The following is a 20,084-nucleotide window of genomic DNA, read 5'->3' on the forward strand; positions in this document are numbered from 1 at the left end:
ACATCACGCTGTTCTTCCTGCTATGTCCAACGACGTTCATTTCTACGATCCGGCCAAGGGCCATGGTCTGTCTCACGATCCGTTCAAGGCGATTGTCGCGCCGCGCGTGATCGGCTGGATCTCGAGCCGCGACACCGAGGGCAGGGGCAACCTTGCGCCCTACAGCTTCTTCGGCGCGTTCGCGACGTTCCCGCCGATCATCGGCTTCTGCAGCGAAGGCTACAAGGACTCCATCGCCAACATCGAGGCCACGCGCGAGTTCGTCTGGAACCTGACGAGCAAGTCGCTCGTCGAGCAGATGAATCGCACCTCGGCACCGGTGCCGCACGAGGTCGACGAGTTCGAGCTTGCCGGGCTGACCAAGGCACCGGGCGTCAACGTTGGGGTGCCGCATGTGGCCGAATCGCCTGCCTCCCTCGAGTGCAGGCTCTTGCAGATCGTGCGCATGCAGGACCTCGACGGCAAGCCGATGAACAACTGGCTCGCGCTGGGGCAAGTGGTCGGCGTGCATATCCGTCGCGAGTATCTGCGTGAGGACGGTCTATTCGACACGGCAAAGGCACATCCCGTCATGCGAGCGGGCTACCTCGGCGACTATGCCGAGATCGGGCCGATGTTCGATCTGCGCCGGCCGAAGGGCTGAGTGTCGTGGCCGGCACTGTCGCAATTTCGTTCTCGAGTCCGTGGTGGACGAATTCCCGGAGAAGCTCGGCGTGGTGGCCGGCATCGTATGGATATCGCTGATCGGGATCTGACGTTTGAAACACTATCCCGCATTTTGTGGGTTGCTGCGCCTTAGCAGGTCGTTCCCCGTTGGCGTCAGTTCGCCGTCCTCCGTTACATATTGTCTTACCAAATGGAGACTCAGGCCCAACCTCTCCGCCCACGCCGTCAGGTCAAACGAACCGCCGCTGGCCCGTTCCTCGCGCAGCGCCAGCAAGTCTTGTGGCTCCACTGATCTCGACACGGACCAGGAGCGCGGGGGGAAGTTCGACGGCCAGTCTGACTCAGGAGGTAGAGAGGGGGCGTATTCCTGGATCGCTTTCAGTGTCCTTGCGTCGCTCAGCACCTTGTCGATGTGCACTTCGTACTTGTCCGCGAACGCCTGCGCGTCAAGCGGGGAGCCATTCTCTACCGCGATCTCCAGCGCCTGCAAGTAGTCGCGCTCGCCAAACTTCTTCCGGGAGACGGCCGCATTGCCGAGCACATCGATCATTTCATAACGCTCCAACGTCTCGAGGCTCACCCCGAGCGCTTGAGCGAGCGCAGGCTTGTCGGCGCGCATGCCGATGTCTGCCGCGGCCTGGACAAATGACAGGACACTTCGAATTTGATCGTCGCTTAATTTCTCATGAGACGCTTTTGCGGGAAAAGGTGTTGAGCCAGCGTATCTCTGGTTGCCTGTAACCTGTGATGCTGCTTGCGTTTCGGGATAACGCGGTTGTTCGACCAGACTCGTCGGCCTGTCGACCCACGTGCCGGCAAGGGCATGCGGTTCCTGAGAGACAGACCGCCGTCCCTCGAACGCCGAGGCTTGCCTGGCGATTCCCGGCATCCCAGTGGGAGGCCGGAATTGACCCGGGCTTGACGACGGAAGGGAGTCTCCGTCAGCCTGCCGTACTTCGCGCACATCGGTGCCGAATGGGTGTGGCTGCGTTGAGGTTGAAGTCGAGGTGGAGGACTGGACGGACGTCGAGGCCGTCACGGAAGGTTGGGAGCGCGGGCCCCCAGCGCCGGAAACGGAATACATGGTTTTTTTCTCGCAAGAGCTTTTTCGTTAGCGGCGTGCTCGTCGTTATCGGTGGCACGCCGTGTGTATTTTCATTGTCACAGACACTGTGCCATCTGGACTTGCATAAATCGCTCTTTTGCAATTGTGCAAATGCGGCGATAGGCGTGGGTGAGCCGACACGGGGGAATCGACCCGCGACAAGACGCCGAGCCTCGTGCGAGGCAGCCATGGGGCCGATGGCTGCCACCTCTCCCAGAGAGGCTTACCGCGGCGTCGGCGCGTTTTCGGCGATCAATCGGTTCGCCTTGAGCGCGGTCCAGACGTCGGCCGGAACCGGTGCCGCCGCCAGTTGCCGGTTCTCGTCGATGCGTTCCGGACGGCTTGCGCCGGGAATGGCGCCGGCGACCGCCGGATGCGCCAGTGAGAACTGCAGGGCCACCGAGCGGATATCCACACCGAACTGCTCGCAAAACTCTCGAATACGTGCTACACGTGCCAGCATCTCCGGCGGCGCGGGTTGGTATTCGAAATGCGTGCCGCCGGCCAGTACGCCGGAATTGTACGGACCGCCCACAATGATCCCCAGACCGCGTTCCAAGGCGAGCGGCATGAGTCGCTCGAGTGCGTTCGCATGGTCGAGCAGGGTATAGCGTCCGGCCAGCAGAAAGCCGTCCGGATCGGCGCGATCGAGGGCGAGCTCGCACGGCTCGATGCGATTGACGCCAAGCCCCCATCCCTTGATGACTTTTTCGTCGCGCAAACGCGTGAGCGCCTTGGCGGCACCCGACATGGCGATGTCGAACACGTCGCGCCAGCGCTCGCCGTGGAAGTCCACGGCCGGGTCGTGAATCCATACGTAGTCGAGGCGATCGGTGCGCAGGCGCTTCAGGCTCTCTTCGATGGAGCGCAGCGTGCCGGCTTCCGTATAGTCGTAGACGATTTTGTTGGGCAGGCCGTGACGGAACAGGCCGCCCTTTTCGCCGAGATCGCGTTGCGAGGCGTCTTCGTGTTCGTCCAGAATCAGGCGGCCGACTTTCGTGCCGAGCGAGTACTCGTCTCGTGGGCGGCCGGCGAGCGCCTCGCCAAGCCGGAGTTCGGCGAGGCCGGCGCCATAGAGCGGTGCGGCGTCGAAGTAGCGGATGCCGCTTTGCCAGGCGGCGTCGACCGTGGCGAGGGCTTCGTCGTTCGGGATGTCCCGATACATGTTGCCAAGCGGCGCGGTCCCGAACCCGAGGCGGGAGGGGAGATTGACTCTCATCGTCGTTTCCTTGGTGTTCAGGCCGCGGCCTTGTCCATCGCCGGGTAGTCGGTCAGACCGCGTGCGCCGCCACCGAAGAGCGTGTCGCGGTTGTGCAGCGCGAGCGGTGCATCCACGCGCAGACGCGCCGGCAGATCGGGGTTGGCCACGAACGGACGGCCGAAGCCGACCATGTCCGCCCAGCCTTCGGCGATGGCGTTGCGTGCGCGCTCGGCGGTGTAGCCGCCCGCGTAGATCAGCACGCCTGGGTAGACGGCGCGCAGCTTGAGCTTGAACTCGATCGGCATTTCGGGCGCATCGTCCCAGTCGGCTTCGGCAATGTGGAGATAGCCCACCCCCACTTCGCCGAGCAATTTCGCGGCGGCCAGATACGTCGTTTCCGGATCGGCGTCGACGCAGCCGTTGAGCGTGGTCAGCGGTGCGAGACGGATGCCGACACGCGAGGCGTCGCCGGTGCCTTCGACCAGCGCTTCGGCCACTTCGCGCAGGAACCGAAGACGATTTTCGAGCGAGCCGCCGTAGCGGTCGGTGCGCGTGTTGGCGTTCGAATCGATGAACTGATTCACGAGGTAGCCGTTGGCGCCGTGCAGTTCCACGCCGTCGAAACCGGCGGCCATGGCGTTTTGGGCGGCGACACGGTACTGATCGACGATCTCGGCGATCTCCGCGACGGACAACGCGCGTGGCGAGGACGCCTGAACGAAGCCGGGCGTCGCGCCGTCTTCGCCGGCGATGAAGACCTTCACCCCATCGGCCTGAATCGGTGACGACGACACCGGCTGGCGGCCGCCCAGCAGGCTCGTGTGGCTAAGACGGCCAACGTGCCACAACTGCGCGAACATGTGGCCGCCGGCCGCGTGCACGGCATCGGTAACGACACGCCAGCCCGCGACTTGCGAGGACGTCTGGATACCAGGCGTCCAGGCATAGCCCTTGCCCAGCGGCGAAATGTAGGTGCCTTCACTGACGATGAGTCCGGCACTCGCGCGCTGCGCGTAGTAGTCCGCCATGAGAGCGTTGGCTTCATCGCCGGGCTGGCTGGCGCGCGAGCGGGTCATCGGGGGCATCACGATGCGGTTCGGGAGCGTGAGCGCGCCGAGCCGCAGCGGTTGAAACAGAGGATCTTGCGTCATGATGTTCTGCGAATGGCTGCCGTGACCCGAAGGTCACGACGGGAGGGTTCAGGGGCGTGCGGTGTCGATCAGTCCCACTTCGGGGCCAGACCATCCGGGCTGACTTCGCGGCCGTTGCGATCGAGCGCGGCGATTCGGGCCATGTCGTCGTTCGTCAGACGCAGTGTCTGCGCCAGCAGATTGCTGGCAAGGTTCTCGCGCCTGGTCGACGACGGAATCACCGAGAAGCCGCGTTGCAGCGCCCAAGCGAGGGCCACTTGCGCGGGGGTGGCCTGATGGCGTTGCGCAATGGCGGCGATCACCGGATCGCCCAGCACCTTGCCGTAGGCGAGCGTCATGTACGAGGTGACGTGGATGCCTTCCTGCTGCAGGAATTCGACGAGCTTCGGATTCTGCAGGTACGGGCTCAGCTCGATCTGGTTGGTCGCGATGGCGTCCCTGCCGACGGCGGCGATCGCTTGCTTCGTCAGGTCGATGTTGAAGTTCGAGACACCGATCCGCCGAGTCAGACCTTTGGCCCTGGCATCGGCCAGCGCCATCATGAATTCTTCGAGCGAGACGCCGTTGCCAGGCGCGGGCCAGTGAATCAGCGTGAGGTCGACGTAGTCGGTGCGCAGCTTGGCGAGGCTCTCCTCGAGGCTCGGCACGAGCTTGTCCGTGGCGTAGTTGTCGACCCAGATCTTGGTGGTGAGGAACAGCTCGTCGCGGCGCACGCCGGAGTCGGCAATCGCTTGACCGACGTCGGCTTCATTGCCGTAGATCTGGGCGGTGTCGATGGCGCGGTAGCCGACTTCGAGGCCATTGCGCACGGAGTCGATCGCCACTTGCCCCTGCAGGCGGAAAGTACCAAGACCGAAGGCGGGAATATTGCTCATCGTGAGCTCCTGAATTGAGTAAATGCGGTGAAGAAAACGGTGAATCCGAGAGACATTCTGAGGTGTGTCACTCGTGAGATAAACGCCGTTACAGGTCAAATATTTTTGAATCTGAATCAAGTATCGGGCGGGGCGACAGCTCAATGCCGACGCTGAAACTTTCCTGGTCGAGCCTGCCGAGCGGGCAGGCCATCGCCGATCTCCGTTCAGATTTCCCGCAGGCTGCCGCTCAGGCGGAAGAAGTCGAGCGACGCGGCGGTAAAGAACGATTGCGATGTGCCGCCGGCGAAGTCGTCGATGTGGACGACGGTCGCGCGGTCGGTTTCCTGCCATGAAATGGCGAAGACGTGCGGTGCGATTTCGCGCCATGTGTAGGCGATTTCGCCCGTGGCGCCGGTGAACTCGCCTTCGGTGATTTCGTAACGCATGGTCTGGCCATCGTCCGCGTAGGCGTTGGTGGCCGTCAGTCCGTCGTAGCGGACTTCGAATATCTTGCCCGCGAACGGCGGGCGCTGGGTCGAGGTGTTCATGTGGATTGTTCCGGATGCGATGTGGGCAACGTGTGCAAAGCGATAGGGCCGACGACGTTCAATGCGCCATTTCGACGGGCTCGGCGGTGCTTGCCGGCAGGCCGTCGCGTTGATCGAGGCGCCCGCTTAGGGCCGTGAGCGCGAAGGCGCCGAGCGTGACGGCGGCGGCGATCCATGGCGTATGACCGAGCCCCACGTTGGCGACAATCAGGCCGCCCAGCGACGAACCGCCGGCCACACCGAGATTGAAGGCAGCGATGTTGAAGCCCGAGGCCACGTCCGTCGCTTCGGGGGCGAAATGGCGCGCCTGTTTGACGACGTACACCTGCAGGCCCGGCACGTTGCCGAAGGCCACTGCGCCCCAGGCCAGCATCGTCAGCACGGCCAGCCATTTCACGTGCACCGTGAACGTCAGCACGGCCAGCACTAGGGCGAGCAGCAGAAAAATACGCTTGAGCGCGCCCACTGGACCGATGCGGTCGGCGAGCTTGCCGCCCCAGACATTGCCGAACGCGACCGACACACCGTAGCCCACCAGCACCAGGCTCACCTGGGAGGGCGTGAAACCCGCGATCTGCTCGAGCAGCGGCGCCATGTAAGTGAAGGCGATCAGCGAGCCGCCGTAGCCGACTGCCGTCATCGCGTAGACGAGCAACAGGCGCGGCTGGGCAAGGACGCGGAACTGGCGGGCGAGCGGCGCGGGCGGCGTTTGCGGGAGGCGGCGGGGCACGAAGGCGATGGCGCCGAGAACGGCGATCAGGCCGAACAGGGAGACGACGAGGAACGTGGCGCGCCAGCCGAAGTGCTGACCAATGAACGTGCCCAACGGAATTCCCGCGACGAACGCCACGGTCATGCCGCTGAACATGGTGGCGATGGCGCTGGCGGCCTTGTCTTTGCTCACAAGCGTGGTCGCGATGATCGAACCGACCGAGAAGAACACGCCGTGGGCGAGCCCGGTGAGGACCCGGGCCACGATCAGCGAGGCGTAGCCGGGCGCTTGCCACGCCACCAGGTTGCCGACGGTGAAGAGCGCCATGAGCCCGACGAGCAGGATCTTACGGGGCACGCGTGCCGTCACGGCGGTGAGCAGCGGTGCGCCGATGGCGACGCTCAGGGCGTAGAGGCTGACGAGCAGGCCGGCGCTGGGCAGCGTGACGCTCAGATCGTTCGCAATCGTCGGTATCAAGCCGACGATGACGAATTCGGTGGTGCCGATGGCAAAAGCGCTGACGGTGAGCGCGAGCAATGCAAGTGGCATGGTAGGAAACCCCGGTTTGAATGATGTCGGACCGGAGTTTGCGCCCTTTACTTTTGATGAAAAAGTAGCTTATAAACGAAATTATTTTGATTTCAAATCAACAATGAAGGTCACGCTCGACGAACTCCAGGCCTTTGCCACCGTGGTCGACACGGGATCGATCACGGCTGCCGCACAGCAGCTCGACCTCACGGTGTCGGCCACCAGCCGCACGCTCGGGCGTCTGGAAGAGAAGTTGAAGACGACGCTGCTGCGTCGTACGACACGGCGGCTGGAGCTTACCGAAGAGGGGCAGGCGTTCTTGCAGAACGCGCGGGCGATCATCGACTCGGTCGAGAGTGCCGAGGAGCAGATGCTCACGCGGCGCGAGAAGCCTTCGGGCCGACTGCGCATCGATGCGGCCACGCCGTTCATGCTGCATGTGATCGTGCCGTTGGTGCCGGGTTATCGCGAACGTTTTCCCGAGGTCGAGCTGGAGTTGAACAGCAACGAGGGCATCATCGATTTGCTGGAGCGTCGCACCGACGTGGCGATCCGGATAGGCCGGCTCAAGGACTCCACGCTGCACAGCCGGCTGATTGGCAATAGCCGCGTGCGCATCTTTGCGAGTCCGGCCTATCTCGAAACGCATGGCACACCGCGCAAGGTGGAAGATCTTGGGAAGCACACGCTGCTGGGATTCAGTCAGCCGGAGTCGCTCAACGTATGGCCGGTTCTTGGCGTGGACGGCGAGCCGCACCGGATCGAGCCGGACATCATGTCGTCGAGCGGAGAGACGCTGCGCCAGCTCGCCCTCGAAGGCGCAGGCATCGTTTGCCTGTCGGACTTCATGACGGCGCGCGACTGCGAGTCGGGCCGTCTCGTGCAGATTCTCGCGCGCCAGACCCAGGACGTGAGGCAACCGATTCAGGCGGTCTACTATCGCAACACTGCGATTTCGTCGCGCATCGCCTCGTTCATCGACTATCTGGTCGCAGCCCTCGGCGAGCAGGCGTCGAAAGGGAAGGGCCGGTCGTGGACGGCGTCGTAGGGAAATCCCCCGCGCTGAAAAACAAAAATGCGGCGGTGATTTCTCGCAACTCCTTCCGAGTTGGCCAGTGTGCCTGATTTCAACGGCGAACTGCCGCCACGTCGGCAGATCGTTGAGAACGTTTGCATCTGGCTGACCATCGGCGGATACCGTGGCCCAAACCGCGGGTATATAGGTTCAGCCTATTTCGGCCGAGACGACGACCCTGTGGCAGATCGGTCGCTCGACAAGTGTGGTGGCCGTGTGTCGTCGTGCAAATGTCGGGCAAATATGTGAAGCCTCACACCACATCTCCATCAGGCCTTTGAAATCAATCAGCACAAGTGATTGTGTGCCGGCAATCCCTCGGCAATGCCATGGGATGATCGTTTTATGAATGCAGCATGTTCGACAACGGAACATTATTGCTTCGTCGGATCGAGGTAATCGACCGGCATAAGCGGACTCTCATTCATTACTCAGCACGAGAAGCGATTCGTTGTCGCTACCTGAACGTATGGATATTCATATCAGTGGAAGCTGGTACTCTCGATCAATCGACAAAAAGGGTATTCAGGCGTGTCTAAACGCTCAGCGCGAGAAAGATGTGGTCAGTCTATGGGGGAGGATCGCCGACTGGTTTCTTGGCACAAAAACCGAGGCCGCCAAGGTCGCTCTTTTCCGCCTCGCTCACTCGGACACGCTGGCACAACAACTATCCTCGTTTTCTGAACTTAAACAGTATGCGGCGCCTGCACGGCAAGACTCGCTGACTTGGCAGATTTCCGACAATGGCTCTCCCGTTTTCCGAATCGGGGATTTTGATATCCGATGCCACGCTGCTACGGAAAACACCATGGCGAACCTTCCCCCCTTCAACCTCGATGAGAGATCTCGCCTGCTTTCTTCCATGTACTACTCTGGCGAGAATGTTGTCGCCGAGTTTCACCGTTTCGCGGGGGAAAGCTCATCGTTGACAAAATCGGACAGGAGCGCCGATGCGGTGCTGGCGGACCAGGAAAGGTTTCTGACCCTGACGCCCAGCCTGCTCCGCGCCTTGAAGCTCATTGGTGTGGACAAAAATGATGTCAAAGGCGATTTCGCTCGCGACATTGGTCAGGCAGTTGAGCGCATGGTTTTGCAATGGACGGGAGACGAGGGCACCGCTGCACGGGCGGCTCGGAACGCAGAGAATCTGTCGATCTTTGCCAGTAATGCCAATGCCGTGCGCACAGTCAATGTGCCGGACACGTCCTATGTGTCGGAAACGTTGGATCGCCGTAGTGACGCCGCCCAGCTATACGGTCTTGATCCGGCGCTGCTCGATCGTCCACTGGACGCCATTCGCGCCATTCGTCTTAAGGCGCAGAATTCGAAAGAATACCTGTCGCCCTCCGCCGCCGCGCTTGAGTGGCTCGGCGCTTTATGCCGGGCCGGGCTGCTGCACGAGGCGAACGTTGCCTATACGGCGTTCGCCAAACAGTATCCGCGCAATGCAAATTACGTCGCGAGCATCGTGCCTGCCAAGGTCCTCAACCATTACTGGATGAGCCACCTCGACCATCACGGCGTCCAGCGCTCGAGAGTGTGGCAGACGGAGCATCCCACGTGGGTGGACGAAGGGGTGCAAGCGCTTCACGGCGGCAGGCTCGAAAAGTGGGCGGCGCAAGCATTGGATCAAATTCGCATGACCAGATTGTGATTGTCTGTATTGACCCAGCAAAACCTGCTCAGGTCTTGTGCTCATGTGTCAGTCTTCTAAGGTTAACACCTGGGCAGGTTTTCACTGGGTCATTACATGAGTTCGAACCCGACGATTGGGCATGAACAGCAGGGCGATTTTCGCCCTGTTCTTGTTCTGTCACCGGCGTCTTTTAATGCGCTGGGCGTAGCCTTGGTCGCACCAATCACCCAAGGCGGAGAATTCGCTCGTTTTGCCGGCTTTGCGGTGCCGTTGTCTGGTGCGGGCACGCAGACGCAGGGCGTCGTCGCGTTGGTGAACATGGTGCGCACGCTCGATCTTGACGCACGTGGAGCGAAGAAAATTGAGCGAGCACCCGTCGAGGTTGTGGAAGACGCACTCGCGCGCCTTCAGACCATTCTGGATTAATGGATTGGTGCACCGAAATTCGTTTGTAAGACGGAAGAATCGGGGCAGTCTACGTTCTTCTCGCCCACTATACGTCACGAACGTTTTCATTGCGTGTCGAAACGTTTCGAGTGTCGACGCATAGGCTGGGATATTCGGAAGTTGCTGAAACGCAAGGCGCAGCATTCCTGCGATGCTGGATTCAGCCGCTAGCACGGCTAAATCTACCTACATCTCAGGAGGTTTTGATGAGTGACTCAAACAAGAGCTGCGGGAAGGATGGAGGAAACGGCGGCCAAGGCGATGGCGGGCTCGACCTCCCCAAGTCGTTGACGCGTGAAGGACATGTTGTTTGGTTTCACGAATACAAGAAGTACCTCGGTTACGCGTGGGACGAGGCAGCGGGAGAAATCAGGCGGGCACATGTGTCCGACCCTGAGCACGCGATTTACTTTGGGACGTTCGCGGAAGCGATGGTGGCGACGGATGGGTTGATGGGGCCTCACGTCATCATTCACGCGTCGAAGCGGGGCGAGAAACCGCGATTGGTGCGGTGACTTCGGTTGCGGCCCATCCAAGGCGGTGGGCCGTTCTATCACGGCTATCAGACGTAACCGAACGGCGTTACTCTTCAAGGGGCCTGTCAGTAATTTCGTGTTAAAGGCATCAAATGCTCTCAAGGAGAGTTTATGCCTCGCAAACCGAAAACCCCGCTGGCAGAACTGCCGGCAATTCCCGCCGAACTGCTTGAGCAGTTCGGCAACGCTCCGATGACGGCCGAAGCTATCAATGCCGCGACCATGGCGCTCAAGAAGGCGCTGATCGAGCGCGCACTGGGAGGCGAGATGAACCACCATCTCGGCTAGAGGTGGATGGTTTTCATGGAGTTTTGCGGAAAACTCCACGGATTGCGGAAAACAAAAAGGGGCTGCGATTTCTCGCAACCCCTTGAATTCGTTTGGTAGGCCGTGCAGGATTCGAACCTGCGACCAACGGATTAAAAGTCCGCTGCTCTACCAACTGAGCTAACGACCCAACGAAGAAAAAGATTATAGCGTCGGGCTCGTTATAGTGTCAAGACGTGTGTGACGCAGATATGTCCGTTTCCACGCGATTTCTCGCGCGGCGCGCAATATCTCCTCAAACGCTGCGCTCAATGCGCCACATCTGGTACTTGAACGCGCAGACGCCGCCCGCCAGAATCGCCGCGATCGCAACGAACGAACCCACCGCCAGCGTCGACACACCCGACAGCCCCTGGCCCACCGTGCAACCCAGCGCCGTCACGCCGCCAAAGCCCATCAGCACGCCTCCGACCATGTGGTTCGCCGTATCCTCCGTGCCCTGAAAACCCTCCCAGCGGAACGTACGCGACGCCATCGCATAAACGAACGACCCCGCAATCACGCCCAACACGCTCGCAATGCCCAGCGTGATCACGTTGCTCGTGTCGCTCCACATCATCAGCCAGTACAGCGTGTACGCCAGCGGCGACACGAACGAGAGCGCTTCCATCTTGCCGGAGTTCGTCGCCACGAAGCTCTCCTCCAGCGTGTTCGGATTCTCGGCAACGTAGCCGACCTTGCCCGACACGTACCACAGCGCCACGATGATCGCGCCCACCACAACGCCGCCGAGCAGATTGTCGAACGTCCAGAATTCGCGTCGGGCCATGGCCGCCACCACGAACACCCCGCCCACGATCAGGCCGAGGACGAGCTGCGCGCGATGCACGTTGCCACCGAACATCCCGCCGAGCAACGTCGGCAGATCCTGCGACGTGGCAAACGTCGTCTGCACGCTGTCGATCGCCGTCACGCGCAAGACCGCGAAGATGCCTTTGAGCGTCATGTATGCCGACACGCCGATCATCACGAAAACGAGCAGCGACTTGAGGTTGCCGCCACCGATGCGCACGAGCGTCTTGCTCCCGCAACCCGACGCGAGCACCATGCCGAAGCCGAAGAACCAGCCGCCCACGAGATACGACAGCCAGGTGAAACGCGGCGTCGTGTAGATCGCCTTGACGGGATCGACGATGCCTTGCGAGGCCAGCACGCCGGTGCCGATGGTCGCCACGCCGATGGCGAGCCACCACATGCGCATGCGGTTCCAGTCGCCGATGTTCACGATGTCGGAGAGCGCGCCCATCGTGCAGAAATGCGTGCGCTGCAGTACGGCACCAAACACGAAGGCAAGAGCAAAGGTGAACCACACGACAGTGTGGGAGAGAGCGGTGAGATCGACGTCGGTCATGAGACTGGGAGCTAAGAGACGATATCGGCCGTGACCGGCCGTTCGATGCATTTTTGCGAACCACGGGGCGCGGTCGCTTTGTTATTGTCGACGCGTCGCGCAGTCCTCGCGCAAACCCGTCACGGGTACGGTCGCCATGCCACGCAGGCCATCGGCCCGCGCGCATCCCCTTCAGACGCCGCGCCTCGAACGCTTGGAAAGTCCGTATTCTACTTGAGGTCTCGCCAATGCCCGGAAACGACAACGCCGCCCTGAAGGCGGCGTCGTTCGTTTGACGAGTGTCCTCACACGGCAGGCTGGTTCGCACAGCCTGCCGAGGGGCGGACTACTTCAGCTTGGCCGCACGCTTCTTGGCCTCCGCTGCGGATTCGGTGTCCGGGTACTTGGCCACCAACTCCTGCAACGTTTTTTTCGCTGCCGCAGTCTGCCCGGATTCGGCCTGGTTGCTGGCAATCGCCAGCATGGCTTCGGCCGCCTTCGGGCTCGTCGGGTACTTCGTCACGATTGCCTGCAGCGTCGCAGTCGAACCCTTCAGATCCTTGTTGGCGTACTGCGCATTGCCAAGCCAGAACTGCGCTTCAGGTTGATACGGGCTGTCGGGATATTTGGCCGCGAAGGTCCGAAATGCCGTTTGCGCACCCTTGTAGTCACCGTTGCGGAATTTCGTCAGCGCGGCGTCAAAGACATCTTTTTCGCCCGGTTGGACGGTGCCCGTGACACCACCGACGGTCATCTGCTGCGGTTCGAATTTCTTCAGACGACCATCGAGGTCGTTGTAGAAATCCTTTTGACTCTGCTGCACGTTCGCAAGCTGGTTTTTCAGATCTTCGTTCTGACCGCGCTGGTCGGCCAGATCACGCTGCAACTGCTGAATCTGATTGTTCAAATCCAGCACGTTGCGCGTGAGCCCCTCGATCCGCTGCTTGTCCGAATCCAGACGGCTGCGGATATCGAGGATCGCTTTGCGCGCCTCGTCGTCGTCGAACAATCCGGCATGCGCAAGCGGGCTCAGCACCGCAGTGCCGAGCGTCGCCGCGCAAATCATGTTTTTAAGCAAACGAGACGTCATGACGATTCAATCAGTAAGCCAGATCGACGCGACGATCCTGTGCCCAGGACGCTTCGTCGGTACCGGTGGCCTTTTCCTTACCCAGCGAAACGGCTTCCATTTGGCTGGCGTTCGCGCCCAGGGCCGTCATGGTCTTCAGCACGGCTTCAGCACGCTTCTGACCCAGCGCCAAGTTGTACTCGCTCGTACCGCGCGGGTCGGTGTTGCCTTGCAGCAGCACCTTGCGTTGCGAATACTTGTTCAGGAAGGTGGCGTGTGCCTGGAGCAGCGGCGAGTACTGGCTGTCGACCGAGTAGCTGTCGAAACCGAAATACACGCTGCGCTTGGCGAGGGGACCGTTCGGGTTGTTCAGTTCCGCAGCCGACGCGTCGACCGGCGTGACGGCGCGAGCGTCGGTCGTGGTCTGGCCCTTGTTGGCGTTAGCCTGGTCGTCGAGCTTTACACCCGACGAGCAAGCGGCCACAGCGGTCAACGAGGAGATGGCGATAATGCTACGAAGCAGGGAACTCATATGAGCCTCCGATTGATGTTGCTGTTGATGTTATTGCATGAAAGGGCCCCAGGAGGGTTCGCGAACTTCCCCTCCCCGGACCTGAAGAATCTGCCGGGTTTGCCCGTCCACCGAGACTGCTGCGAGGACCTTCCGCCCCCCTGACTGCGTTGCGTAAAGAATGTACTTGCCGTTCGCGGCAAAACTCGGTGACTCGTCGTGCCTGGTGTCGGTCAGCGCCGTAACATCGCCAGTACTCATATCCTGCACGCACAGCTTGAATCCGCCATCCTGACGCGCGATGAACGCGAGCAACTTGCCGTCGGGACTGATTCGCGGGCTGACGTTGTAACTCCCCTTGAAGGTCACGCGCTGCGCGCCGCCTTCGCCTTCGCCACCGGCCGGCATCTTGTAGATCTGCGGACCACCGCCACGATCGCTCGTGAAGTAGATCCATTTGCCGTCCGGGGAATACTGCGGCTCGGTGTCGATCGCGCCGCTGCGCGACAGACGCTTGAGGCCGCCGCCATTGGCGTTGACCTGGTAAATCTGCGTGTTGCCATCGCGCGAAAGCGCCACGGCGAGCTTGCTGCCGTCCGGCGACCACGACGGCGCCGAGTTGTTGCCGCGCTCGTTGGCGAGCACCGCGCGTCGCCCCGAGGGCAGATCATGGATGTACACCACCGGCTTGCGCTTCTCGAACGAGACGTAGGCGACCTTCGTGCCGTCGGGCGACCATGCCGGCGAGATGATCGGCTCGCGGCTGTTGAGCGCCACGCGTGCATCCTGGCCGTCGGAGTCGGAGATCTGCAACTGGTAGGTGTTGCCCGTGTGCAGCACGTACGACAGGCGCGTGGCGAATACGCCACGATCGCCCAGCAGTTTTTGGTAGATGTAGTCGGCAATCTTGTGCGCGGTCAGGCGCAGGTTGGCGGCCGAAGAGGTCAGTGCCAGGCCGCCGAGCGGCTGACCGTTGACGGCGTCATACAAACGGAAGCTGACCTGGAAGTTGCCGTTGCCCGCCGGCGTGATCGTGCCCGAAACGAACGCATTGGCGCCCTTGGCGCGCCACGTGCCGAGATCGACCGAATCATCCACACCGACCGAGGCGCCGCCCGTGTCGATCTGGTTGAAGCGCCCGCTGTTCGTCAGGTCCGCCTTGACGACGGAGACGATGTCCGTCGGCGCGGTGCCCTTGAAGTTCGACACGGCGATCGGGTACCGGTTGGTACCGACGCCATTGATTTCGACGGTAAGTGGGGTCTGCGCATGGGCGATCGTGCAAGCCGCGGTGAGCCAGGTGGCCACCAGCGCACGCCATGCATATTTACTGGAAATTCGCATGCGTTCGATTGGTCAGTTGACGCGGTGCAAGAGGCATTTTTACCACATTCAGATGAAAATGGACTCGCATCGCTCGGTTTTCGTTCCCGTTTGGCAACAGTTCACCCCTTGGGACGGAGGCGAATGTCGAGGCTCGGGGGCGGGGCCTTGCCGTCGATACCGCGCGGCAATGGGTCTGATTTCTTGATGGCGGCCATGGCGGCGGCATCCCACGCCGGGTTGCCGCTCGACTTGCTCAGCGTCATCGACAGAATGCTGCCGTCCGGCGCAATGCGCACGGCGACGATGGCCTGTGGATTGCCGGTCGTGTCACCGGCATAGGCAATGTTCGGCATGACCTTGGCGCGCACGCGTTCCGCATAGCCTGCCGTCGACGTGCCGCCACCGCCTGCGCCCGTGCCGCCGGCCTGGGTGCCCAGGCCGTTGCCGTTGGCGCCCGGTGTGCCGTTGGCCATGCCGCGCAAGGCCGCCAGACGTTCGTTGCGCGCCGCATCGGCCGCCTTTTGCGCCGCGGCTTCCTTCGCGGCCTTGGCCTTCGCCGCCTTTTCTTCGGCGGCCTTCTTCTGCGCATCGGCGAGTTGCTGCTGCTTGAGCTGTTCGTCCTTCTGATGCTTCAGTTCGTCGGCCTTCTTCTGGTCGGCGAGCTTCTGTTGGCGCGCGGCCTCGTCTGCCGCTTTCTTGCGGGCGAGTTCGGCGGCGGCCTGTTGCTCGGCGAGCTGCTTTTGCTTGAGCGCTTCCTGACGTGCCTTTTCCTGTTGCTGGGCTTCGAGCAGGCGCGCCTGTTCGGCCGCTTCCTGCTCCTGCTTGCGTTTCTTCTGTTGCAGTGCGATATCGGCGTCGTCCTCGGGGCGCGGCGCCGGCACGGCAACGGCAGGTGGAGCAGGTGTCGGCGGTGGCGTTACGACCTGCGGCGTCGGCTCGGCGACTTCGGTAGGCGTCCACAATTCGGCTTCGGAGCCGGCGGGAGAACTGGTCTGCCAGCGCATGCCATAGAAGAGCAGCGCGAACAGCAGCGCATGCATGAGCAGCGCGAGGAGAAATGCCCGCCCCGTGCCGCGCTCATCCTTGCGCGGGCCGATGGGACGGTCGGAACGGGCTACGGTGGCGCTCATTTCTGCTTGACGAGCAGGCCCACACGCTTGACGCCCTGGGCCTTGAGATCGGACATCACGTTCATGACGATTTCATAGCGCACCGACTTGTCGGCGGCGATGACGACCGGCTGATCCGGATTGGCCGCCTGACGGCCTTGCAGGAAGCCGGTCAGATCGCCCGCGCTCATGCGCTGCTCGATGGTGTTCTGACCTTCCTTGTAGCGCACCAGCATGCGGTTGTCGGCTTCGATATTGACGACGACCGGAGGGGTTTGCTGCTGCGGGCTCGCATTCGCGACGCTCGGCAAATTGACGATCGACGGCGCCACCAGCGGCGCGGCCACCATGAAGATGACGAGCAGCACCAGCATCACGTCGATGTACGGCACGACATTGATGTCCGCCATGGCGCGACGGCCGCGGCGAGCGTTGCGCATAGAACCTGCCATGTCTCGGCGCTCCCGGAATGCTTAGTGAATCTGCCGTTGCAGGATGTTGGAGAACTCTTCGATGAAGCTCTCGAAGCGGATCGACAGCCGGTCGATGTCGGTAGCGAAGCGGTTGTAGGCAACCACGGCGGGGATAGCGGCGAACAGACCGATGGCTGTGGCTACCAGCGCCTCCGCGATGCCCGGTGCCACGTTGGCGAGCGTGGCTTGCTGGACGTTAGACAGGCCGCGGAATGCGTTCATGATACCCCACACCGTACCGAACAAGCCAATGTACGGGCTGACCGAGCCGACCGACGCGAGGAACGGCAGATTGGCCTCGAGCGAGTCCATTTCACGTTGATAGCAAGCCCGCATGGCACGACGCGCACCGTCGAGAATCGCGTGGGGATCGCTCAGACCTTTTTCGCTCGCCTTGATGTATTCGCGCATGCCTGACTCGAAGATCCGTTCCAGCGCGCCGGTTTGGTGGCGGTTGTTCAGCGCGCTCTGATAGAGCGCTTGGAGATCGCCGCCGGACCAGAAATCACGCTCGAAGCGCTCGGTCTGGGTGCGGGCGCGCCGAACCGCAAAAATCTTGCGGAAGATGTGTGTCCACGAGAGCAGCGAGAGCAGCAGCAGCAGGCCCATGACAGCCTGGGCGAGCACGCTGGCATGCATGACCAGCGAAATGATGGAAAGGTCTTGATCGGGCATGGTGTGGTGGTTGACGGACCAGAATGCTTGTTCTTGAAATCAGGCGTTCGCCGCGGCCTTGGCCGTTATTGACGCCGATTGCATGGCAAGGCGTACGTGCGGCGGAATCTTCCCGGGGCGTAGCGTTTGCGCGGCCACGCAGCCGATTTTGATGCTGCCGCGCGCCAACAGTTCGCTGGTGCCGTCAGAAGCATGTCGCCAGGCTTCCTGCAGGAAGTCGACGGAAGCCCCGCCAATGCGGTCGATGCGGCTTCGGATGTCGAGAAGATCGTCGAGCCGGGCGGGGCTCAGGTAGTCGAGTGCCGTGGCGCGCACAATGAAGATCATGCCGGTATTGCGGGCCAGTTCGTGTTGCTCGATACCGAGCGAACGGAGCCACTCGGTGCGGGCCCGTTCAAAGAATTTTAAGTAGTTGGCGTAGAAGACGACGCCTCCGGCGTCCGTGTCCTCGTAGTAAACGCGAATTGACCAACTGGTATCAAAATCAGCCATGCCGCGCATTGTATCGGAACCGGACAACAACGCCAGTCACGGAAACAGAATTTTTCAAACGTGCGCAACGATCCGATGTTTACAGTTTGTTTTGCCCCTCGCGGATTGCACCAAACTGGGGCAAAAGGCGTCGATGCCCCGTGTGACGGGCGATGCCGCTGGCGTGGGCGCGCCGCCCGTCTCTATAATGGCGGCTCGCAAGCCCCCTTAAATTCCGACGCGACCGCGCAGGCGCGCATCCACCGTGCGCCCGCGGTCCTCTCCTAGCGAAACCACCTGCGAGGCCCTCGAATTGACTTCCCCCACTTCCCAAGCTCCCGCCCTCCGCGTTGCCTTTCTCGGTCTTGGCGTGATGGGCTATCCCATGGCCGGCCACCTGCAGCGCGCCGGCCACACGGTCACGGTCTATAACCGCACTGCCGCGAAGGCGCAGCAATGGGTCAAGGAGTATGGCGGTGCTTGCGCGACGACCCCGGCGGAAGCGGTTCGCGACGCCGACATCGTTGCCGCCTGCGTGGGTAACGACGACGACCTGCGCAGCATCGTACTCGGCGAGCAGGGCGCCTTCGCCGGCATGAAGGCCGATGCCGTCTTCGTCGACCACACCACGGCCTCGGCCGACGTGGCGCGCGAGCTGTACGCCGTGGCGCGCGAGCAAGGGCTGCACTTCGTCGACGCCCCTGTCTCGGGCGGCGAAGCCGGCGCGAAGAATGGTGTGCTCACGATCATGTGCGGCGGTGACGCACCGGCCTTCGAGCGTGTGGCCGCGACGTTGGGCGCCTATGGGCGCGCCGTGACCCGCATCGGCGAGGCCGGCGCCGGGCAACTCGCCAAGATGGTCAATCAGATCTGCATCGCCGGGCTCGTGCAGGGCCTGTCCGAGGCGATCAACTTCGGGCAGCGCGCCGGTCTCGATATGCCGCTCGTGCTCGACGTGATCAACAAGGGGGCGGCGGCGAGCTGGCAGATGGACAATCGCGGTCAGACGATGATCGACGGCAAGTTCGACTTCGGCTTCGCGGTGGACTGGATGCGCAAGGATCTCGGCCTGTGTCTGGCCGAAGCGCAACGCAACGGCGTGTCGCTGCCGGTGACCGCGCTGATCGATCAGTTCTATGGCGACGTGCAGGCGTTGGGCGGCTCGCGCTGGGATACGTCGAGCCTGATTCATCGCCTGCGCGTGCTTTCCGGCAAGACTTGATCCGGGCTGGTGGCGGTATCGGCACCAGCGACAGGCAGGTTGGGGATATCGGGAAACCCCCGGGATAGTGCCCATCGCCCACTTTCGGCGATTGGCACTAGAATGCGCAAGACGGGACGTCGCGGCGCGACGGCACGGCGGTACGTTGGCGTAGCAGCGCGGGTGCGGGCTGGCGCGGTGGCGTTCGAAGTGCCCGAGGGAGCCTGGGGCAGGGAGACCGCCGCGAGCGATAACGACCTAGAAGACAACTCGACCCCGATATCCGACACCGACATGAGCAATCAGTCGAACGCCGCGGCTGTCCGCGCATTTCGCATTCTCGAAATTCTCAGCGCCGCTGGCGCCCCGATGACGCTGGCGCAGATCGTTGCCGCCATCGGTCTGCCCAAGCAGACCGTCCATCGCATTCTTAAACAACTCGAGGCCGCGTGGCTGGTGACGCGCGAGGCGGGTAGCCGGCATTACGAGCCGTCGTCGCGCGTACGTGCCATGGCTGTCAACGCCTTGATGCACGCCGGGCCGGCGGCGGCGCGCCACGCGATCCTTCAGCAACTCGTCGACAAGCTCGGCGAGACGTGCAATCTCTCGATGCTCTCGGGCGACGACCTCGTCTATCTCGACCGGGTGGAGACGGAATGGTCCCGGCAACTCAAGCTTTCCCCGGGCTCGCGCGTGCCGCTGCATTGCACCGCGAGCGGCAAGCTGCTGCTCGCGTACCTGCCGCGCGCGCGTCGCGAAAAGCTCATTGCACATCTGCCGCTGCGTCCGCGTGCGGAAAACACGATCACCGACCTTGAAGATCTCCGCAACGAGCTGACGGACACCCGCAAGCGCCGCATCGGCACCAATAATGAAGAGCACGTGCCGGGCATGATCGCCGTGGCGGTCCCGGTGATGCTCGACCGCAACCGCGCTTGTGCGGCCATCGCCGTTCAGGCAAGCGCGCAGCACACCACGCTCGAAAAGCTCATGACATATCTGCCGGATCTTCAGGAGGCGGCCGAGACGATGGCGGCGACGTTCAACGAGTAGGAGACAACACGGCTCGCGTGAGCCGTCGATGCCGCGCCAGCGCGTTTGTGCGAGGCGCGGCCTGTGTGGCTGAC

21 protein-coding genes, 1 tRNA gene and 2 pseudogenes are annotated in these 20,084 nt (G+C 62.3%); 9 read left to right on the plus strand and 15 right to left on the minus strand.

The annotated features are described in order from the left end of the window. Positions 1 to 22: 22 nt before the first annotated feature. Positions 23 to 643 carry a flavin reductase family protein gene (locus RO07_RS08590; protein ID WP_039409812.1) on the plus strand — a complete coding sequence of 207 codons (621 nt, stop codon included), beginning with the start codon at positions 23 to 25 and terminating at the stop codon, positions 641 to 643. Between the two features lie 123 nt (positions 644 to 766). Here RO07_RS08590 and RO07_RS08595 read toward each other — a convergent pair whose 3' ends face one another. From RO07_RS08595 to RO07_RS08620, 6 genes are all read right to left on the minus strand, one after another. Next, entirely contained in the window at positions 767 to 1,285 is a 519-nt protein-coding gene (locus RO07_RS08595; protein ID WP_039409815.1) for a hypothetical protein, read from the minus strand. Positions 1,286 to 1,994: 709 nt separating this feature from the next. After that, entirely contained in the window at positions 1,995 to 2,990 is a 996-nt protein-coding gene (locus RO07_RS08600) for an aldo/keto reductase (protein WP_039409818.1), read from the minus strand. Between the two features lie 17 nt (positions 2,991 to 3,007). Then, a complete protein-coding gene (locus RO07_RS08605) occupies positions 3,008 to 4,123 on the minus strand; it encodes an alkene reductase (RefSeq protein ID WP_039409822.1) in 1,116 nt (371 codons plus the stop codon). Positions 4,124 to 4,191: 68 nt separating this feature from the next. After that, the gene (dkgB, locus tag RO07_RS08610; RefSeq protein WP_039409826.1) at positions 4,192 to 4,998 is read right to left on the minus strand and encodes a 2,5-didehydrogluconate reductase DkgB; all 807 of its coding nucleotides are present in this window, start codon (positions 4,996 to 4,998) and stop codon (positions 4,192 to 4,194) included. A 206-nt stretch (positions 4,999 to 5,204) separates the two neighbouring features. Next, entirely contained in the window at positions 5,205 to 5,528 is a 324-nt protein-coding gene (locus tag RO07_RS08615; protein WP_039409829.1) for a MoaF-related domain-containing protein, read from the minus strand. Positions 5,529 to 5,586: 58 nt separating this feature from the next. Further along, positions 5,587 to 6,789 carry an MFS transporter gene (locus RO07_RS08620; RefSeq protein ID WP_039409831.1) on the minus strand — a complete coding sequence of 401 codons (1,203 nt, stop codon included), beginning with the start codon at positions 6,787 to 6,789 and terminating at the stop codon, positions 5,587 to 5,589. 103 nt (positions 6,790 to 6,892) lie between these two features. Here RO07_RS08620 and RO07_RS08625 point away from each other — a divergent pair, with 103 nt between their 5' ends. The 6 genes and pseudogenes from RO07_RS08625 to RO07_RS25850 all read left to right on the plus strand — a co-directional run. After that, positions 6,893 to 7,819, plus strand: coding sequence for a LysR family transcriptional regulator (locus tag RO07_RS08625; RefSeq protein WP_039409834.1), 927 nt, complete (start codon positions 6,893 to 6,895; stop codon positions 7,817 to 7,819). Between the two features lie 57 nt (positions 7,820 to 7,876). Continuing rightward, a pseudogene (locus tag RO07_RS08630) lies at positions 7,877 to 8,095 on the plus strand (phage minor tail protein L); the annotation flags it as partial. A gap of 220 nt (positions 8,096 to 8,315) precedes the next feature. Next, entirely contained in the window at positions 8,316 to 9,500 is a 1,185-nt protein-coding gene (locus RO07_RS08635; RefSeq protein ID WP_039409836.1) for a hypothetical protein, read from the plus strand. Positions 9,501 to 9,596: 96 nt separating this feature from the next. Next, positions 9,597 to 9,908: a type II toxin-antitoxin system ChpB family toxin gene (locus RO07_RS08640; protein WP_052267137.1), complete on the plus strand. Its 312-nt coding sequence runs from the start codon at positions 9,597 to 9,599 to the stop codon at positions 9,906 to 9,908. 227 nt (positions 9,909 to 10,135) lie between these two features. Beyond that, positions 10,136 to 10,444, plus strand: a complete 309-nt coding sequence (locus RO07_RS08645) for a hypothetical protein (RefSeq protein WP_039409841.1) — start codon at positions 10,136 to 10,138, stop codon at positions 10,442 to 10,444. Between the two features lie 132 nt (positions 10,445 to 10,576). After that, positions 10,577 to 10,750, plus strand: a pseudogene (locus RO07_RS25850) (IS256 family transposase); the annotation flags it as partial. Positions 10,751 to 10,846: 96 nt separating this feature from the next. Here RO07_RS25850 and RO07_RS08655 read toward each other — a convergent pair. The 9 genes from RO07_RS08655 to ybgC form a co-directional block, all read right to left on the minus strand. Further along, positions 10,847 to 10,922, minus strand: a tRNA-Lys gene (locus RO07_RS08655). A 105-nt stretch (positions 10,923 to 11,027) separates the two neighbouring features. Further along, positions 11,028 to 12,143: a YeeE/YedE family protein gene (locus tag RO07_RS08660; protein WP_039409844.1), complete on the minus strand. Its 1,116-nt coding sequence runs from the start codon at positions 12,141 to 12,143 to the stop codon at positions 11,028 to 11,030. Between the two features lie 325 nt (positions 12,144 to 12,468). Then, positions 12,469 to 13,212 carry a tol-pal system protein YbgF gene (ybgF, locus tag RO07_RS08665; RefSeq protein ID WP_039409846.1) on the minus strand — a complete coding sequence of 248 codons (744 nt, stop codon included), beginning with the start codon at positions 13,210 to 13,212 and terminating at the stop codon, positions 12,469 to 12,471. 10 nt (positions 13,213 to 13,222) lie between these two features. After that, positions 13,223 to 13,723 (minus strand): OmpA family protein, encoded by a 501-nt coding sequence (locus tag RO07_RS08670; RefSeq protein ID WP_039409849.1) that lies wholly within the window; start codon positions 13,721 to 13,723, stop codon positions 13,223 to 13,225. 30 nt (positions 13,724 to 13,753) lie between these two features. Then, on the minus strand, positions 13,754 to 15,046 hold the full coding sequence (gene tolB, locus RO07_RS08675; RefSeq protein WP_039409851.1) for a Tol-Pal system beta propeller repeat protein TolB: 1,293 nt from the start codon (positions 15,044 to 15,046) through the stop codon (positions 13,754 to 13,756). Positions 15,047 to 15,147: 101 nt separating this feature from the next. Further along, the gene (tolA, locus tag RO07_RS08680) at positions 15,148 to 16,158 is read right to left on the minus strand and encodes a cell envelope integrity protein TolA (RefSeq protein ID WP_039409854.1); all 1,011 of its coding nucleotides are present in this window, start codon (positions 16,156 to 16,158) and stop codon (positions 15,148 to 15,150) included. Then, positions 16,155 to 16,589, minus strand: a complete 435-nt coding sequence (gene tolR / locus RO07_RS08685) for a protein TolR (RefSeq protein WP_039409856.1) — start codon at positions 16,587 to 16,589, stop codon at positions 16,155 to 16,157. Before tolR ends, tolA begins: the two co-directional genes overlap by 4 nt. A gap of 21 nt (positions 16,590 to 16,610) precedes the next feature. Continuing rightward, a complete protein-coding gene (gene tolQ / locus RO07_RS08690; RefSeq protein WP_039409859.1) occupies positions 16,611 to 17,285 on the minus strand; it encodes a protein TolQ in 675 nt (224 codons plus the stop codon). A gap of 39 nt (positions 17,286 to 17,324) precedes the next feature. Beyond that, positions 17,325 to 17,786: a tol-pal system-associated acyl-CoA thioesterase gene (gene ybgC, locus RO07_RS08695; RefSeq protein ID WP_039409862.1), complete on the minus strand. Its 462-nt coding sequence runs from the start codon at positions 17,784 to 17,786 to the stop codon at positions 17,325 to 17,327. 343 nt (positions 17,787 to 18,129) lie between these two features. On the opposite strand from ybgC, the gene RO07_RS08700 reads away from it, so the two are divergent. Both RO07_RS08700 and RO07_RS08705 read left to right on the plus strand, forming a co-directional pair. Continuing rightward, positions 18,130 to 18,978: an NAD(P)-dependent oxidoreductase gene (locus RO07_RS08700; protein ID WP_039409865.1), complete on the plus strand. Its 849-nt coding sequence runs from the start codon at positions 18,130 to 18,132 to the stop codon at positions 18,976 to 18,978. A gap of 273 nt (positions 18,979 to 19,251) precedes the next feature. After that, positions 19,252 to 20,010 (plus strand): IclR family transcriptional regulator, encoded by a 759-nt coding sequence (locus RO07_RS08705; protein WP_039409869.1) that lies wholly within the window; start codon positions 19,252 to 19,254, stop codon positions 20,008 to 20,010. Positions 20,011 to 20,084 lie beyond the last annotated feature (74 nt).

The sequence above is a fragment of the Pandoraea pulmonicola genome, assembly GCF_000815105.2.
GTDB lineage: Bacteria > Pseudomonadota > Gammaproteobacteria > Burkholderiales > Burkholderiaceae > Pandoraea > Pandoraea pulmonicola.